Annotated in this window: 15 protein-coding genes; 5 read left to right on the top strand and 10 right to left on the bottom strand. The window is 58.7% G+C overall.

Annotated features, from left to right (window positions below; translation table 11 throughout):
- Positions 1–167: 167 nt before the first annotated feature.
- The 8 genes from EN955_RS18950 to EN955_RS18915 form a co-directional block, all read right to left on the bottom strand.
- Positions 168–1,307, bottom strand: a complete 1,140-nt coding sequence (locus tag EN955_RS18950) for an acyltransferase (protein WP_081714308.1) — start codon at positions 1,305–1,307, stop codon at positions 168–170.
- Between the two features lie 91 nt (positions 1,308–1,398).
- Positions 1,399–2,970: a glucosyltransferase domain-containing protein gene (locus EN955_RS18945; protein WP_024503675.1), complete on the bottom strand. Its 1,572-nt coding sequence runs from the start codon at positions 2,968–2,970 to the stop codon at positions 1,399–1,401.
- A 69-nt stretch (positions 2,971–3,039) separates the two neighbouring features.
- Positions 3,040–3,417 (bottom strand): GtrA family protein, encoded by a 378-nt coding sequence (locus tag EN955_RS18940; RefSeq protein WP_024503676.1) that lies wholly within the window; start codon positions 3,415–3,417, stop codon positions 3,040–3,042.
- The gene (locus EN955_RS18935; protein ID WP_024503677.1) at positions 3,407–4,357 is read right to left on the bottom strand and encodes a WxcM-like domain-containing protein; all 951 of its coding nucleotides are present in this window, start codon (positions 4,355–4,357) and stop codon (positions 3,407–3,409) included. The genes EN955_RS18940 and EN955_RS18935 overlap by 11 nt, the downstream gene beginning before the upstream one ends.
- Complete coding sequence (locus tag EN955_RS18930) at positions 4,354–5,292, bottom strand: glycosyltransferase family 2 protein (RefSeq protein WP_024503678.1); 939 nt, start codon at positions 5,290–5,292, stop codon at positions 4,354–4,356. The genes EN955_RS18935 and EN955_RS18930 overlap by 4 nt, the downstream gene beginning before the upstream one ends.
- Positions 5,289–6,407, bottom strand: a complete 1,119-nt coding sequence (locus EN955_RS18925; RefSeq protein ID WP_024503679.1) for a DegT/DnrJ/EryC1/StrS family aminotransferase — start codon at positions 6,405–6,407, stop codon at positions 5,289–5,291. The genes EN955_RS18930 and EN955_RS18925 overlap by 4 nt, the downstream gene beginning before the upstream one ends.
- A gap of 33 nt (positions 6,408–6,440) precedes the next feature.
- Entirely contained in the window at positions 6,441–7,181 is a 741-nt protein-coding gene (locus tag EN955_RS18920) for an ABC transporter ATP-binding protein (RefSeq protein ID WP_024503680.1), read from the bottom strand.
- A gap of 7 nt (positions 7,182–7,188) precedes the next feature.
- Positions 7,189–7,980: an ABC transporter permease gene (locus EN955_RS18915; protein WP_024503681.1), complete on the bottom strand. Its 792-nt coding sequence runs from the start codon at positions 7,978–7,980 to the stop codon at positions 7,189–7,191.
- Between the two features lie 411 nt (positions 7,981–8,391).
- Here EN955_RS18915 and EN955_RS18910 point away from each other — a divergent pair, with 411 nt between their 5' ends.
- The 3 genes from EN955_RS18910 (at position 8,392) to EN955_RS18900 (ending at position 12,071) form a co-directional block, all read left to right on the top strand.
- Positions 8,392–10,380, top strand: coding sequence for a nucleoside-diphosphate sugar epimerase/dehydratase (locus EN955_RS18910; protein ID WP_024503682.1), 1,989 nt, complete (start codon positions 8,392–8,394; stop codon positions 10,378–10,380).
- A gap of 93 nt (positions 10,381–10,473) precedes the next feature.
- Positions 10,474–11,409 (top strand): glycosyltransferase family 2 protein, encoded by a 936-nt coding sequence (locus EN955_RS18905; protein WP_024503683.1) that lies wholly within the window; start codon positions 10,474–10,476, stop codon positions 11,407–11,409.
- A gap of 122 nt (positions 11,410–11,531) precedes the next feature.
- Complete coding sequence (locus EN955_RS18900) at positions 11,532–12,071, top strand: sugar transferase (RefSeq protein WP_024503684.1); 540 nt, start codon at positions 11,532–11,534, stop codon at positions 12,069–12,071.
- Between the two features lie 62 nt (positions 12,072–12,133).
- Here the strand turns inward: EN955_RS18900 and EN955_RS18895 are convergent, their stop codons facing one another.
- A complete protein-coding gene (locus EN955_RS18895; RefSeq protein WP_024503685.1) occupies positions 12,134–13,069 on the bottom strand; it encodes an NAD-dependent epimerase/dehydratase family protein in 936 nt (311 codons plus the stop codon).
- Entirely contained in the window at positions 13,066–14,364 is a 1,299-nt protein-coding gene (locus EN955_RS18890; RefSeq protein ID WP_024503686.1) for an O-antigen ligase, read from the bottom strand. The genes EN955_RS18895 and EN955_RS18890 overlap by 4 nt, the downstream gene beginning before the upstream one ends.
- 484 nt (positions 14,365–14,848) lie before the next feature.
- Between EN955_RS18890 and cysD the strand changes: the two genes are divergently transcribed.
- A complete protein-coding gene (gene cysD, locus EN955_RS18885; protein ID WP_024503687.1) occupies positions 14,849–15,754 on the top strand; it encodes a sulfate adenylyltransferase subunit CysD in 906 nt (301 codons plus the stop codon).
- A 2-nt stretch (positions 15,755–15,756) separates the two neighbouring features.
- A partial coding sequence (locus EN955_RS18880; RefSeq protein WP_164769894.1) for a GTP-binding protein occupies positions 15,757–16,299 on the top strand: 543 nt, incomplete at its 3' end.

Below are 16,299 nucleotides of genomic sequence, written 5' to 3'. Positions count from 1 at the left end.
AAAGGAATCACCACAGAGTACCAGCCCAACGAACGGTCAATCCACGGTCTAGAGACTTGGATTAGAAATCTCAATAGAGCTGTCCCAACCTTCGAAAGATGACGCTATGCCACCGCCTTACCTTGGTCGACATTGGCAACTGCAGCGTTGCAAGATGCAAAGGTCCGTCAGGCCGCCCCGAGACGGTTAAAGCGAGCCCCCAAAGCCATGCCAGGCCGCTCGATATAGCGATAGCTCAGTAACGATAGCGGTATCAACACTGCGAGCGTTGCTATCAATGAGGCAAGGAACGGTATGGATACCCCATCGAAGGATGCGTAGATCGTGTGATACAGACCCAGGCGATCAAGGATGACAATGACGACGGGATGCCAGAGATAGATGCTGAAACTGGCATTGCCGAGCAGCTTCGCAGCCGGGTTCACGAACCACTTTTGCGGATACAAGGAAACTCCCACGACGGCGCCTGTCAACGCCACCGCCCAGATGGCTTTGACGCCGGAACCGCCGCTTGGCCCCAACATCGTTCCGATTAATACGGCGATCTGGCTCGCGAAACAAATCAGGCCAGCGATTGTCAGAAGGCTGGCGGCAAAGACTATCCGGCCAATCTGCGGTGAAGTGCGACGAAGCCCGAGCCATGCATAACACCCCGCTATCCCTGCAGCGAAGTAGAACAGGTGGGCCATCAGAGAAAGTTGTCCAAAGAGCGCCAGCGCCCCCTCCGTTCCGTGGAATGCCAAATCCCAGTTTGCCGACAAGAACACCGCTACGGCAAGAAGCACCAAAGATCGTGCAAGTCCGGTGATGGCGAAAACCAGCAGCGGCAGGATGGCATAGAACGCCATCTCGACACCGATCGACCATGACGCCATGACGAATCCCGCGACGTGGTTCGGCACAAAGTTGAAGATGAACAGTGCTGAACTGACGAATTGGGAAAGAGGGATTGTTGTTCCCCACATTGTCCAGCAGAACGGGACGTAGAACAGCATTATGAAATAGAATAGCGGCGCGATGCGCAGGAAGCGCCGCAGGTAGAATTCTCGCAATTCCTGCCGCGTCTTGATCCTGCCGCGATACCCGACAAAGAGGCCGAATGCGCTGACTATGTAAAACAGCGGCACTCCATTGCCAAAATGCGCAGGTAGAAACCAAAGGTAGGTGGGAATCGGCAGCTTTGGCAGTGCAATCAGATGAACAAGGAAAATCGATAGCGCTGCGTAGCAGCGCATTGCGAGAAGTCCAGAAAGCTCAAAACGCGCCGAAGCATCTCCGGCTTGCCCTCGAACTACGTCGACGTTCATTCAATCCCCGATAGCCAGCAAGCCGCAATAACCGATACTTTTAACGTCGAACGAAGATCACGCCCACGCTGGAATTGGTCTTCAAATCTTGTCACGGGTTTGCGGCTTTCGCTCTTTGAAGAGCAGCCCTGTTATCGGCGCTTGGCTCGTCGCTGAGACGAAGTAATGCAACGTCATTTTTGATTATGACACTTCCTGGGGTCGGCCAGACTGGCATTCGTGACGCCTCAACTATCGTATTGTCGATCTGCTCCAAGGTGGGGCCGCTCACCTTGGAGTAGCCTAAAAGTTTCATGTAACTGGCAATCCGCCACGGGTTGTCATGAAAAAACGATTGGCCGATCGTGGACGATGGCGGCTGCGGATAGACGGTGACGAAAGACAACGAGCCAAAGATCGCTATTGGATAGGTTTTCGCCGCATCGAAACCAGGCGATGCTGCTATTTGGTCATACACGGACGCCGCCATCAGTGCATCGTGTCGCCCAACAAAAAGCTCAGTGGCTTGATAGGAATTGTGGATCACAACAGTTTGGAAGATGAAGATACCAAGGAAGACAGAGGACGCCATTCTTATCCATTGCCTCCGGCTCTCCAGCGCAAAATAGCCGAATAGCCAAACAGCAAACGGCACGGCAACCAGGCTTCTGATGGGCAGCCGGCCAGCGCCTAGAAGATCCATTGCAAACGGCGCCAGCAATATTCCCAGCGCGCATATGAGGATTACCGAGCGGCGCTCTTTGCTCCAACCATTTTCTAGAATTGCAGAGAACCCTCCCAACAAAAGAAGGGCTGGCACCGCCCAGAGCATCCCTTGGTAGGTGCGTTGATTGAACCCATAGACTCCCCCCACTGTATCGAGGGTGCGGCCAATGATCACGACCGGATTGGCAAAGAATTCGCCAATTTGGAGAATGCCGTCGAAATATGCGTTTTGAGCGGGGATGAAGAATTTGAAGACGAAGTTTCCGGCAGCATAGGCTATGGACGCGCCGATGATGAGGGTGACCAGCAGCACGAGGTCCTGTCTGTTTATGGGCTCATTATTGCGCCATGTACGAGCCAGGATAATGCCGGCCCCCATCACTGGAATGCCGAGTATGAAACTCTGGTAAATTGAGATGGCGAAGGCGCCGCAGACGATGGCGCCGAACACCACCGGAGTGGCCGGTCTCCGGTGCCCGAGAGTTAGCCAAACCGATAGTGTACAAGCCGCCAACGCAACTCCGATGGAGCCTATGTTCGAATAGAACTCCGACAAGAAAAACCATGTTGGGAATGCGCAAAATATTGGAAAGAGGAAATAGTCGTTCGCGGTCAGGAATTCCGCGTCTGGGCGAACGAGCTTGATGACGATCAGATACGAAGCAACACAACCAAGTCCGAAAAGAGCTGGCGCCACAAATGGCATGGTCGGCTGTTGCAGCAGAAACATTTCAAGCAGATATGCCCCCCACCGTCCTTGGGCTACCCATACCGAGGGGTCTGTCCTAAGCGCTGCGAGTTCTTCATCCGTTGATAGTGGAAAAGACGACAACTCAAAAAAATATATCCCGCAGAAAATTAGCAGCAGATAAATCGCGGAAGTCCGGAAGTTAGGCTGCACTGCAAATCCCTCTGGTTCGAGCCGGCGTCTTTCCACCGATGTCGCGGCCTTCGTCAAGCACTATCTTCCTTGATTTGTAACTTCGCGCTCGCGCACCCGTCTGCACCCCTGTCGGAAGGCATTGGTTCATGATCTGCGGAGTATCCATCGAGAAATCACGAAGTTGAGGACGGTCGTGACGGCTAGGGTGACGAAGAATGCCGCCGCGGTGTTTTGCAGCACGCTTTCAAGAGTTTTAAGGGTTGCCAGTCCGAGCACGAACACGACAGCAATCGAGGCGCCGATCGCCAGTCGATCGGCGATGCCCGCGCGACCTCCAGGAAAGACGCGATCGGGATAGAACACCATCACAAACACGAGGCCTGCCAGCCAGGCGAGCGCGTAAGACAAACTCGAAGGGAGCACGGAAAGACCGGCAAAATAGACAAGGCTGGTCAGGGCGGTGTTCAGGCCGCCGGCGACAAGGAACCGGACAGCGTCCCCGCCAATGCGATCAGCGGCCATCCTGCCTGACCGTATCCAGGAAATCCGTGTAGCCCCTGATGTAGTCGCCGGCATCGTAGGGATGTGAAGCCATGACCAGAAGCACTGTGTCCGGCTGGAACTTGTACTGGATCCCCCAGATTCCGGGTGGAAGGTAGAGGCCGATCGACGGTTCGGTCAACGAAACCTCCTTTCTGTCATGGCCGTCATCGACGACAACCGAAAGGCGGCCATGAGCCGCGATGAGGAATTGATGGCACTCGCGATGCGCATGCTCACCTCTGACCTTGTCGGACGGCACGCCATAGACCAGGAAGGACCGGGCCGGCTTGAACGGGAGATTCGAACCGAATTCCAGCGGCGCGAGTTCGCCCCGCAGATCGCCAAAATGCGGCAGCCGCCAAAGTTCGCTGCCGCCGACCCCAAGCGACATTTTCTCGCCAACAGTGCCTGGGAAGGTTTGCGTCACCGCCGGCACGATCTGCGGGCCGGTCTGGTAGCCGATGATGACGGCAGGATTTCCGACCACAACGGCATTGGCGGGAACGTTCTTGGTCACCACGGCGCCGGCGCCGATCATCGCGTCGCGGCCGATGACAATACCTGGCAGGATTGTCGCGTTGGCGCCGATCGATGCGCCGTCTTCGACCGTCGTTTGCAGAAACGTCTCGGGATATTCCCTGGAGCGCGGGAAGCGATCGTTGGTGAAGGTCGCATTCGGGCCGACAAATACACGATTGCCCAGGCGTACCCCGTCCCACAGCTGGACGCCGCTCTTGATGGTCACGTCATCGCCGACGATCACGTCGTTCTCGATGAAAACGTGATCGCAGATGTTGCAGCTCGAGCCGATCACAGCACCAGGCAGCACGTGGGCGAAGGCCCAGATACGCGTTCCGTCGCCGACATGGGGGCTTTCGCAGATACCACGCTCGTGGACGAAAAAAGGCTTGTCGGTCATTTGGCAGTTCCGTCAATGACGCGGCTGATGATCCTGAGTGGGCGCGACTTGGTGTTTTCAACAGCCCGCCAGAGATAGCAACCAAGAATCCCCTGAACCAGCAGACTGGCCGAACCGAAGCCCGTGATCAGCAGCACCAGTGTCGTATAGCCAGCGGGGTCGATATTGCCAAGCAGCCGCGCAATCACGGTAACGACTGCAAATAGAAGACTTAGCACACAGCCTGCAAAACCCACCCAGAGTGTGAGCATGATCGGGAAATCGGAGAACGAGAAAATGCTGTCCATCATGTACCGGAAACGCCGTGCCATGCCCCAGGCGCTTGTTCCATGCTCTCGTTCGCGCCGCCGATAGGGCACGAATTTCCGCCTGAACCCGACCCAGAACAATTGCACGACAAGCGAGCTGTTCGGCTCCTCGATCGACAGGATCGCTTCCAGAACCTGGCGATTGCAGGCAAAGATATCCACCCCGCCACTCGGCATGCTGGGCAGGACCAGCCTGCGGTAGGCCGTCCAGAAAGCCCTCGACAGAAATTTGGTCAAGGGCGGATCGCTACGCCCGGTTCGCTGCCCAAACACGACGTCAGCCTCATCCTTTTCCAGCTTCGAAAAGAACTCGACGATCAGTTCTGGCGGCTCCTGCAGGTCGGCGGCCATGGCCGCGACCTGATCACCCGACGCGTGTTCGAGCCCGGTTCGAATTGCGGTGAACGAGCCAAAGTTCCGGCTATGGAAAATGATCTTGTAATCGTAGCCCGAGGCTTTCAATTCCTCGACCAGCAGAGGGCCGGATTCATCCGGTGATCCGTCGACAACGAAGACGAACTCGATGTCGCCTTGATATCTGGAATGGAAATCGGCGACCGCCTGCAGAAGGGAAGGGATGTTAGCCTGATTTCGATAGATCGGGAAAACGATCGAGCGTGTCGTCACATTGCCTCCCATTCGCGCAGGGCCAGGCACACTTGCTCTATTTCGTCACTCGTCATGTCCGGATAGCAGGGGACGGAACAAAGACGGCTGACGCTGGCCCTTGAAACGGCGAGATTTTCGCTTCCCTTCATCGGCAGATCCGCCCAGCCGACCTGGTCGCAATCCAGCACAGGATAGTGAATGTCGGTGTCGATGCCGCGCTCTTTCATAAACGCTCTGAATGAATCCCGGTCGTCGCAGAGCGCGACGGCGAGGTGCGCAACAGCGCCGTCGCCGCCTTCCAGGAATTGCAATCGACGTCCGGCAACCGACTTGTACTGGCTCAGGATGCCGCGCCGCTGCCGGTTGCGGCTATCCACATCGCCCAGCAGAACGTCCAGTATCGCAGCTTGAACTTCGTCCATGCGAGAGTTGCGGCCATAGGGCACGCCGACGTGATATTTTGAACTCCAGCCATATTGCTGCAGTTGCCGTACATGCCCGGCGATTACCGTGTCGGAGGTGAGAACGGCGCCGCCGTCACCCATGGCTCCGAGATTTTTCGTCGGGTAAAAGCTGAAAGTGGAGATATCTCCCAGCGAACCCGCAACGTCGCTTCCTATTCTCGCCCCGTGCGCCTGCGCGCAATCCTCCACGATTGGAATGTGCGAGAGGCCAGCCTGGTCAAGTCCGTCCCTGATGGCGCGGACATCGACAACGCCGCCATAAAGGTGGGTGACGACGATCGCAGCGGTATCTACGCTGGCTGCTTTCAGCACCGATTGAATGTCCACGAGCTGGCTGGCCGGTTCGATGTCGACATAGTGCGGAATGAGATCGTTGTGCCAGCAGGCGCAACTGGCATAGCCCCCGGCATTGGCCGCGACGACAACCTCGCGTCCGCGCGTGGTGACCGCGGCCAACGCAAGTTCGAGCGCATCCGTGCCGTTGGCCACGAGGACGCATTCCGAAACACCTATGAACTTGGAAAAATTTGCAGCGAATTTTTTGCCGGCCGCGCCATTGAGCCACCATCCGGAACGCAACGTGCTGGTTACTTCATGCTCGATCTCGACCTGATAGCGCTGATACAGGCGCTTCAAATCGTTCATCGGAACGGCTTCTTGTTTCGTCATATGTCAGTCTCGCTACCCAGTACGCGGAAAGGATTAGGCTTTGGACACCTTCCCTGCACGCTTGATCGGCTCTGCCGTGAACGATTCGATCCGACCCCCTTTGAGTGTCAGTTTTTTCGTGCACACACTTTGGATAAGAGCCTCGCTATGGCTGGCCAGAACGATGATGCCCGCCTTTTCCGCCAGTTCGTCCATGCGCCGTTTGGCCTTGTCCTGGAATGACGCGTCGCCGGCGCCGATCCACTCATCCATCAACAGAATCTCGGGATCGAGCGCGGTCGCCGCCGAAAAGGCCAGTCGCGCGGCCATGCCCTGGCTGTAGGCCTTGAACGGCAGATCAATGAAATCCCCGAGTTCGCTGAAGGCGATGATGTCCTCCATCTTCTCTTCGATCTCGGCTTCCGTCCAACCGCTGATCAACCCACGCAGCATGATGTTCCTGCGCCCTGTGGCCTCACGACGGAAGCCTATGTTGATGTTGAATAGGGCGTCGACTTTGCCTTCGATCGCGACGCTTCCCCCGGATGGCTCGTAGATCCCGTACAGCACCTTGAGAAGGGTAGTCTTGCCGGCCCCGTTTGGGCCGACCAGGCCCAGTCGGTCGCCGGCCTTCAATTCGAAACTGACGCCGTCGAGCGCCTGCACAAACTGCTTTCTGCCCGAGCTTTCGATTCTGCCGCCTGGCCCAGCCACACGACGATCCGGCGCGGAAAGCGTCAGCTTCTCGTGCAGCTTGTAAACAAGGCTAACGTTGTCCAGCTTGATAGAAACCATGGAAAACTCAGATGAGGAAGACGACTTGTTTGCGGTATCGGCCGAGCAGCAGCAATGCAATCGCCCATGTAACCAAAGATGCAATGATAGTTACAGTGAAAGCATGAGCTGGAAATTCTCCATTGATGACCGGCAAACGGACGATCTCCAGAAAATAAGTGAACGGGTTCCACTCATAGGCGTATTTTTGGATGGGGTCGTGACCGTTGTTCATCCAGAAGACGGGCGTGAAGAACATGCCGACCCGCAGCAGGTTGCCAACGATGAACTGGCTGTCGGGAAAGAAAGCTCCGAGAAACGCGAAGACGGTGACAAGAGCGGGTGTGGCGAACAAGATCAGCAACAATCCTACCAGTGACCACAGCCATGGAGTTGCGACCGGGGAGCCGCTCATGACCAGAATGACAACGCAACCTGCGATCGCATAACCCGCCCTGATGGCGGACTGCAATGCCAGTCGCATCACATAAACAAACAAAGGCAGTGTCGTGCCTTCGATGAAGCTCTCTTCGCGCTGAAAGAGCGCCACGCTCATGGACATGACTTCCATCAGGTAGAACCATACCAGAAGGCCGATCGCGACATAGGCGGCATAACCCGCGGCCCCCTTTCCGGCAGGCTGGAACACGAAAACGAATGTGCCCACGAAGGCGACGTAGTTTACCAGCATCCAAAGCGGGCCGAGCGTCGTGCGTCTGTGCTGGTCGCCGATGTCCTCGTGGGCAAGCGCGATCCAGACCCGGTGTAATCTCATGGCCTTTGAGATGTCGTCAAAAGCGCCGTTTAGTGCCGCAATCATAGCTGAGAGTATCGCAATCCGTTATTCTGGCGCATTATTCTTCGCTGGCCATAGCGAACCACCAAGCCCGGCTCTAATAGCCATTTCGATGGGCATATGGCAACGCATTGCGTCGTAACGCGGTGGGGAGCAGAGTCAACTGCGGCAAAACTGAACGCATGCTGATGCTGTGTGACTTATATATTAGCTCTTGATAATGTTTCCTTTGCGGCAATCGCCCCAGCATGATCCATGTTCTCCACTGGACGCCTCTTCCCGAAAAAATCTCTAGCTATGCCCTCCGCCCCGCAGTATGCGATACACCACGGCGGGGGCCGGGGATGGCACTTAAGGTGGATTGGTCGCGAAGTATCTTCGTGTTCGCACTTCGCTGGTGTCGATGCCCTTGAGCCTGGAGTCTAGTGCCGTCCAATGAATTCCCACCTAGAAGCTGTGTTCGGGCTCAGGCCACAGATGCGGCGCGCCTTCATCATGGTCCAGGACGTGGTCATGGTCCTGGTGGCCGTGGCGCTCAGCCTTATCCTTTCGCGGTCGAATCTTTCGTTCGAAGCGCTCTCCAACGAGGGTCTGGCGACATGGGCGGGCATCGTCGTCATCAGCCATTTGCTGTTCCGCTACAGCGGCCTCTACACCACCGTCTGGCGCTTCGCCTCGACGCCGGACTTTTTCAACATCCTGAAGAGCTGCGCGATTTTGACGTTCACTCTTTACATGGCGTCGCTGCTGCTGCGTTTTTACCGGCCGGTGGCGGGGCTCAACGAGCGTCAGTTCATCGTCTTCTTCCTCGTCTCCTTCACCATCATATCGGCACCCCGGCTGTTCTACCGCTTCCTGCGTGACGGCGCGAGCTGGGGGATTCTGAGCCGCAAGACCGACGCCAGGCAGGCCAAGCGCGCTCTGTTTGTCGGCCGGCTCGGTGAGGCCGACCTGATCATTCGCTTCACCCGCACGGCGCAACCGGCGGACTATTCCATCGCAGGCATCATGGCGACCGAGCGCGGCGCACCGTTGGGCACGCGGATTCAAGGTGTTCCCGTGGTGGCGACCATGCCGCGCCTGATCGATGTCCTGGAAGACTATGCGACCGGCACCAAAAGCCTGGACCTGCTGATTTTCGGCAGCGGCGCCGAGCACGAAATCGAAGACTATTCGGAACTCGTGCGCATTGCCCGGCACGGCGATATAAATGTGGTGCAGTTCTCAGGCCTTTCGGAGTTGGAACAGCACGGAAAGCTGGTTCTCGACACCGTCGAGATGGAAACGATCCTGCGCCGTCCGACGGTCGCGGCCGACATCCAGCGCATCGGCGCTTTTGTGGGGGGCAAACGCGTTCTGGTGACCGGCGGTGCCGGTTCGATCGGCCAGACCCTGGTCAGGCGGTCGCTGGAACTGGGAGCCGAGGCGGTGCTGGTGGCCGACAACTCCGAGTTCGGCATTTTCCAGCTGAGCCAGTATGTTGACGAGAAGGACCACGACCGCCTCAAGGTCCGCATCGTCGATGTCGCGGACCGGCGCCAGATAACGCGTGTCGTCACGGAATTCCGGCCGGACATCATCTTTCATGCCGCGGCCCTCAAGCATGTTCCGCTGCTCGAGGAAAACTGGGATTCGGCCATCCAGACCAATATCTTCGGAACGCTCGTCTGTGCCGAGGTCGCCGCCAAGTGCGGGGTTGCGCAATTTGTCCTGATATCGAGCGACAAGGCGGTGGATCCCTCGTCAGTGCTCGGCATGACGAAGCGGGCCGCCGAACAGATCATCAGCGCCTTGCATGGCACGCCGGCAGGCGAGACAAGCGGGCGTCGCCCGGCCACCAAGTTCATTGCAGTGCGGTTCGGCAACGTCTTCGGCAGCAATGGTTCGGTGGCGACCATATTCCAGGCGCAGATCGAGGCCGGAGGGCCCGTCACCATCACCGACCGGCGCATGACGCGCTATTTCATGACCGTGGCCGAAGCCGTCGATCTCGTCATCATGTCGGCGGCCGACGCCGCGTCGCGGCAGAGCGGAGACGATTATGCCGTCTATATGCTCGACATGGGCAAGCCGGTGCCGATCCTTGAAGTGGCCGAAACGATGATCCGCTTGTCCGGAAAGAGCCCATACAAGGACGTCGCGATCCGGTTCACCGGCATAAGGCCGGGTGAAAAACTCCACGAAACGCTGCATGGCGAAGACGAGGAACTCGTCGAACTCGGCATCTCGAAGATTTTCGGCCTCAGCACGGACGTCGTGGAATGGTCGGATGTCCAGGTCGCGCTCACGGCGCTGCAGCAGTCGGCGAAAAACCAGGACAAGGCTGCCGCGCTCGCCGCATTGGCAGGTCTCGACCGCGCCAAGAAGGCCAGGGCAAGTGCACGTCAAGACGCGATTCCGAAGACGGCCGGGCAGGCGACCTAGAACAATTCCGGGAAAAGCGCACGGCGCTTACCTTTGGGAATTGCGCCAAATCAAAGAGGTAGATCCAATCAGAATCAGAAAGCGATCTTGCTCGTGAGCAAAGATGATCTGCGCATCGCGGTCCTGATGGGCACGAAAGACGGCGCCGCCTTCATCGAGGAGCAGCTGCAGTCCCTGCTCGAGCAGTCGCACCCTCTGGTCGACCTGTGGATTTCAGACGATGGCTCCACCGATGGCACGACCGCCATCATCGAGGCATGGAAATCCCGCTGGCGGCCCAAGGGTCGAATGACGCTCGTCGAGGGGCCGCGGCAAGGCTTCGCCGCCAATTTCCGCTCGATGATCGTCGATCGACGCATCGAGGCGGACTGCTATGCCTTCTGCGACCAGGATGATATCTGGGAGCCCGACAGGCTGGAGAGCGCTATCGACTGGATGCGGACCCAGGATGCGAAAATCCCGCTGATGTTTTGTTCGCGAACCGGGACCATGACGGAAACAGGAAGCCTTGTCGGCCATTCGCCTTTGTTTGCCCGGCCGCCAACCTTTCGCAACGCGCTTGTGCAAAGCATCGCCGGCGGCAACACCATCCTGCTCAACGCAGCGGCACGCGACCTGCTGGCCAGGGCCTGCATGCGGACCGGGTTCGTCAGCCACGACTGGTGGGCCTATCTCATCGTGACCGCTGCCGGTGGCATCGTCCGCTACGATCCGCGGCCGCTGGTGCGCTACCGGCAGCATGCGGCAAACCTGGTCGGCGCCAACGTATCCTGGAAAGCAAGGGTGTCCCGGCTTGGCCGCCTGTTCAAGGGGGAATTCGCCGGCTGGACGGACCTCAACCTTGACGGTCTTGCCGTCAATCGCGACCTCCTGACCGAGGAGGCGATGGCGTGCCTCGACCTTTTCACCCGCGGGCGCGACGGCGGCCTTTTCCGCCGCTTGGCAGGCTTGCGCCGAAGCGGCGTCTATCGGCAGACCGTTTCCGGAAACCTGGGGCTCTATCTCGCCTTCATCCTGGGGCGCATCTGAACATTGCGACGGCTGCGTGGCGCGCTTGGTCAAGAGATCGGCTCATGCTACGTCGACCGGATTGACGGCATTGGCCTGCGGCATTGCCTCGGGACTTCGGCAGGGAGCACTATCGGCCGTTCATGAAGGCAGCCAAGCAAATCTTCGATCTTGCCGGTGCGGCTCTGCTGCTGGTGGCGACATCTCCTGTCTTGGCGCTCACCGTCCTTGCCGTTCGGGCATCGTCGCCGGGCCCGGCCATTTTTTCACAGGTGCGGGTCGGCCGTGACGGTCGGCTTTTCCGCTGCCACAAGTTGCGCACGATGTATGTCGGGACGCCGTCGCTACCCTCGCATGAGGCGCCGGCGGATTCCGTGACATCGGTTGGAAAAGTCTTGCGGAAGTTCAAGCTGGATGAGCTGCCGCAATTCTGGAACGTCTTGAAGGGCGAAATGAGCCTGGTCGGGCCGCGGCCCTGCCTGCCGACCCAGACGGAATTGATCGAGTGTCGCAGGCGGCTGGGGGTTTTGGCGGCGCTGCCGGGCATAACAGGCCTGGCCCAGATCAGGGGCATCGACATGTCTAACCCGGAGCTCTTGGCGCAAACGGATGCTGCCTACCTCCGCACCGCGTCGTTCTGGCTCGATCTTCGGATCCTGTTTGGAACGCTCTACCGAAGCTGAGCAGACCATGATCCCAAAAGTGGAAACCGGTTTTTGGAAAAGATCATGGTCAAGCAAGAAAGTCAGGATCTGCTGAGCCGCGCCAGCTCGGCCAGCCGCTCAAGCGTGCCGGCTTCGGGCGTCCACCCCTGCGATACCAGCAGGGCGGGGTCGCATATCTGTGTCGCGGTCAGGCTGTCCCAGAACGCCCGCCTGCCGAGTGCGGCCACCACCGGCCGTATCAGCCCGGCCGGCACCGCCATCAGGCGCACAGGCCGCCCCAAACCTCTGCGAAAGGCGGCGATGACGGCGTCGAGGGCGATCGGCGGCACATCGGCGCCGACATAGATCGGGCGAAGCGGCCCGGAATGGCTGAGCAGGTGCGACACTGCTCGCACCGCGGCCTCGGAAGACATCAGCGAACGGATTCCGGTCAAGGCACCCGTCGGCAGCGGCAGCGGCGTATCGGCAAGGCGCATCAGCGTTGCCAGATTTCCCCTCATGCCGCTTCCATAGACCGGAGGCAGGCGCAACACGGCGGCGTCGGAGCGGCCATGCGACGCATAGGCGTCCAAAACCGTGATCTCGCTTTCGCGCTTCGAGCGTCCATAGGCGCATTGTGGAGCAGGAAGCGTGTCCTCGTCGATCGTTGCGCTGACGTGCGCGCCGATCACCGCCCGGATTGAGGAGAGATGAATGAAACGTCCGCTTATCTGGGCCGCCGCTGCATGCGCCAGCCTTGCGCTCAGTTCCACATTGGCCGCCTGGTAATCGGCTTCGGTTGCATTTCCCCGATCATTGTTGAGGCCAGCGCAATGAACGACGTCAGTCATATGCCGGGTCAGTTCCAGGAAGGCGGCGGCCGGCGCATCGAAGCCGGGCATCGGCACAGTCTCGTTCTCCGAACCAAGCCTCTCGGGATGGCGGGAGGCGAGGCGAAGCTCGACACCGGCTTCGCGAAGGTGGCGCACGACAAGACGCCCGATGAAACCTGTCGCGCCCGTGACCAGAACCTTCATGGCCTTGCCCGAGAAAGGTCTTGCGTGACTGGTGCAAGTGCCGGCTCGTCCAGCAAAGGAACATGACGTCCGGAGGCGAGATATGTTCCGCTCACCAGGAAGACCATCAGCACCGAGTCCAGAATGTCATGGCCGACCAGGATGCCTGTCATTCCGGCCGTCAGATAGGTGATCACCACGACGATAATCATGGTGGCGCCGAACCGCTCGTTCGGATCGCTGCTGTTTCGCAAGACCCGGGCGGCATTTCCAGCAGCAACGATAAAGATCGCTGCCAGCGTCACGGCGCCCAGAATTCCTGCTTGCACCAAGGCGGTCAGGAAGCCGTTGTGGAAATGGTTGAAGCCTGTGTCCATCGCGAACTGCTCATGAAAGCCCTGTTTGATCAGAAGCTGGGTTGCACCCACACCGTGCCCGAACAGTGGCATGTCATGGAATGCTTTGAGGCCGATCTCCCAAAGCGCAACACGTATTCCCAACGAGGTGTCGTAGTTGCCGCTAGCTCCAAGCGCACCCCAATCGGAGCGCAAAAAGTCGACTCGCCCGGATATCGCCTGGAAGCTGGAAGCGGCGATCACGACGCCGACTGCCGCCAGCAGCAGCAGCAGGCGAACGGCATTCCTGCCCCTGAGCCTGTGCCGGTTGATCAACATGACGGCTATGCCGGCGATCAGCAGTGCCAGCCAGATGGTACGCGAGCCGGAATAGATGACGGCGATCGTCCCGGCCAGTGTCGCGTAGAAGAGGGGTGTCCGGGCTTGCTCAATACTGGACAAGGCGCCAGCCACACACGTCACCACGGCAAGGCAGACGACGGTTGCGAAGACGATCGGATTTCCGGCTCCCCCCTCCGCCCTGACGCCAATCCAATATTGCTGGATGACGGCCATGAGCAGCGCGACAAAGCAGGCGGCCATGCTGGAAAGCACGACGATGCGGGCAAGCGTGGTTTTCTGCGTGTTGCTCCAGGTCGAATAGGACACGGGAAAAAACAGGAAGGTGACGAGCGGGATAAGATGCGGCGCATCCCGGACAAACGAGTTGTTGACGATGGACGCCAGGAGATTGGCGGCGCAGTAGGCATAGATCGCGACCGTCATCCAGATCATGGGCCGGTCGGCGTTGAAGCGCCTTTTCCCTAAAGCAATCAGCAGGGCGGACGAAAGGCCTCCGCCATTGAACACAAAGCTGACCACCGACCCCAGAACCGGTGGAAAAAAGAAGCAAAGGATGGAGAAGTAGTTGTTGATCCGCGAAGGCGAGAATTGCTGTGTGAGGGATGAAAGCCGGTTCAATTTTCGGGCTCGCTGTTTTCGGCAAGTGTCATACGGCGGATCTTGTTTAGCGAAGTTGAATGCGCTCGCCTCGAAATTGCCCATGCCTCATAAAGCGCTTGCCCGCTGCCGAAGCTGGTATAGCGGCCGCCCCCCGTTTTCGATAGTGTATCTGGTGGATTGCCACCGAAAATCGGCGGCAGGCGACGGTCGGCCAAGGGAAGTCGCTTGAAAGCCGTAGCCGGTCATTCAAGCAATATTTTCCCCGCGTTTTCTCGGTTGTTGAGCTTGCGGGCAGGAATTTCCGGGTTTGATGGTATCTGTGGAAAATTCATTCTCGAACCATGTGCGGCCGGGCCAGTCTTGCATTGTTCTTGACAACGGCGATCTGCTAGAACGCCGGCACGAGGAAGATTGTCCAGAAACAAGGCTCGAACCGGGCGCAAAAGCTCGATGATTTGAGGCAAGGTCTTCTGTTGGAAATACGAAAGAACGCCCACGGTCCATGACAACAGCGCTTACGCATCTTCAGCGGCTTGAGGCCGAGTCCATCCATATATTCCGCGAGGTTGCGGCCGCCTTTGCCAAGCCGGTCATGCTCTATTCGGTCGGCAAGGATTCATCCGTGTTGATGCATCTGGCGATGAAGGCGTTTTATCCCGCCAAGCCGCCATTTCCCTTTCTTCACGTCGACACGACGTGGAAGTTCCGCGAGATGATCGCCTTTCGCGATCAGATGGCGCAGAAACTCGGCTTCGATCTCCTGGTTCATGTCAACGAAGACGGCGTGCGCGACAACATCAATCCGTTCGACCATGGTTCGAACACCCACACCCATGTCATGAAGACCGTGGCGCTGCGCCAGGCGCTCGACAAATACGGTTTCGACGCGGCCTTTGGCGGCGCACGTCGCGACGAGGAGAAATCGCGCGCCAAGGAGCGCATCTTTTCCTTCCGCAATGCCCAGCATGTGTGGGATCCGAAGAACCAGCGCCCCGAAATGTGGAAGATATTCAACACCCGCATCGCATCGGGTGAATCGATCCGCGTCTTTCCGCTGTCGAACTGGACCGAGCTGGATATCTGGCAGTATATCCTGCAGGAAAGTATCCCGATCGTGCCGCTCTATTTCGCCAAGGAACGGCCGGTGGTGGAACGCGACGGCATGCTGATCCTGCGGGACGACGAGCGCATGAAACTCCGCCCCGGCGAGACAGTGGAGAACCGGCTGGTGCGGTTCCGCACGCTTGGCTGCTATCCGCTGACTGGCGCCATCGAATCGGAAGCCGACACGCTGGAAGCCATCGTCGGCGAAATGCTGACGGCACGGACATCCGAACGGCAGGGTCGCCTGATCGACCGCGATGAAGCCGGCTCGATGGAAAAGAAGAAGCGCGAGGGGTACTTTTGACCATGCGCCACATCATGGCAAAGAGCCTCGCCCCCACCGACGGCGTTCGCGACTATCTGGCGGCGCAGGAGAAGAAGTCGCTGCTGCGCTTCCTGACCTGCGGCTCGGTCGATGATGGCAAGTCGACGCTGATCGGGCGCCTGCTGTCCGACACCAAGCAGATTTTCGAGGACCAGCTCGCCGCGCTCGAACGCGATTCGCGCAAGCATGGCACGACGGGCGACGACATCGATTTCGCACTGCTGGTCGACGGCCTCGAGGCCGAGCGTGAGCAAGGCATCACCATCGACGTCGCCTACCGTTTCTTTGCCACGCCGAAGCGCAAATTCATCGTCGCCGACACACCTGGCCACGAGCAATACACCCGCAACATGGCCACCGGCGCCTCGACCGCCGACCTGGCGATCGTGCTGATCGATGCCCGGCAGGGTGTGCTTCGACAGACCAGGCGGCATTCGATCATCGCCTCGCTGCTCGGCATCCGCCACGTCGTGCTGGCCGTCAACAAGATCGATCTTGTCGATTTCGATCAGACGGTTTTCGAC

The sequence above is a fragment of the Mesorhizobium sp. M7A.F.Ca.CA.001.04.2.1 genome, from assembly GCF_003998485.1.
GTDB lineage: Bacteria > Pseudomonadota > Alphaproteobacteria > Rhizobiales > Rhizobiaceae > Mesorhizobium > Mesorhizobium ciceri.
This window is presented reverse-complemented; position numbering and strand designations above follow the sequence as displayed.

Excerpts from the sequence above, each read along its gene's own strand:
- EN955_RS18925 (WP_024503679.1), bottom strand. The coding sequence starts at position 6,407 with ATGACGAAACAAGAAGCCGTTCCGATGAACGATTTGAAGCGCCTGTAT.
- EN955_RS18900 (WP_024503684.1), top strand. The coding sequence starts at position 11,532 with ATGAAGGCAGCCAAGCAAATCTTCGATCTTGCCGGTGCGGCTCTGCTG.
- EN955_RS18915 (WP_024503681.1), bottom strand. The coding sequence starts at position 7,980 with ATGATTGCGGCACTAAACGGCGCTTTTGACGACATCTCAAAGGCCATG.
- EN955_RS18940 (WP_024503676.1), bottom strand. The coding sequence starts at position 3,417 with ATGGCCGCTGATCGCATTGGCGGGGACGCTGTCCGGTTCCTTGTCGCC.
- EN955_RS18935 (WP_024503677.1), bottom strand. The coding sequence starts at position 4,357 with ATGACCGACAAGCCTTTTTTCGTCCACGAGCGTGGTATCTGCGAAAGC.
- EN955_RS18910 (WP_024503682.1), top strand. The coding sequence starts at position 8,392 with ATGAATTCCCACCTAGAAGCTGTGTTCGGGCTCAGGCCACAGATGCGG.
- EN955_RS18920 (WP_024503680.1), bottom strand. The coding sequence starts at position 7,181 with ATGGTTTCTATCAAGCTGGACAACGTTAGCCTTGTTTACAAGCTGCAC.
- EN955_RS18950 (WP_081714308.1), bottom strand. The coding sequence starts at position 1,307 with ATGAACGTCGACGTAGTTCGAGGGCAAGCCGGAGATGCTTCGGCGCGT.
- cysD (WP_024503687.1), top strand. The coding sequence starts at position 14,849 with ATGACAACAGCGCTTACGCATCTTCAGCGGCTTGAGGCCGAGTCCATC.
- EN955_RS18895 (WP_024503685.1), bottom strand. The coding sequence starts at position 13,069 with ATGAAGGTTCTGGTCACGGGCGCGACAGGTTTCATCGGGCGTCTTGTC.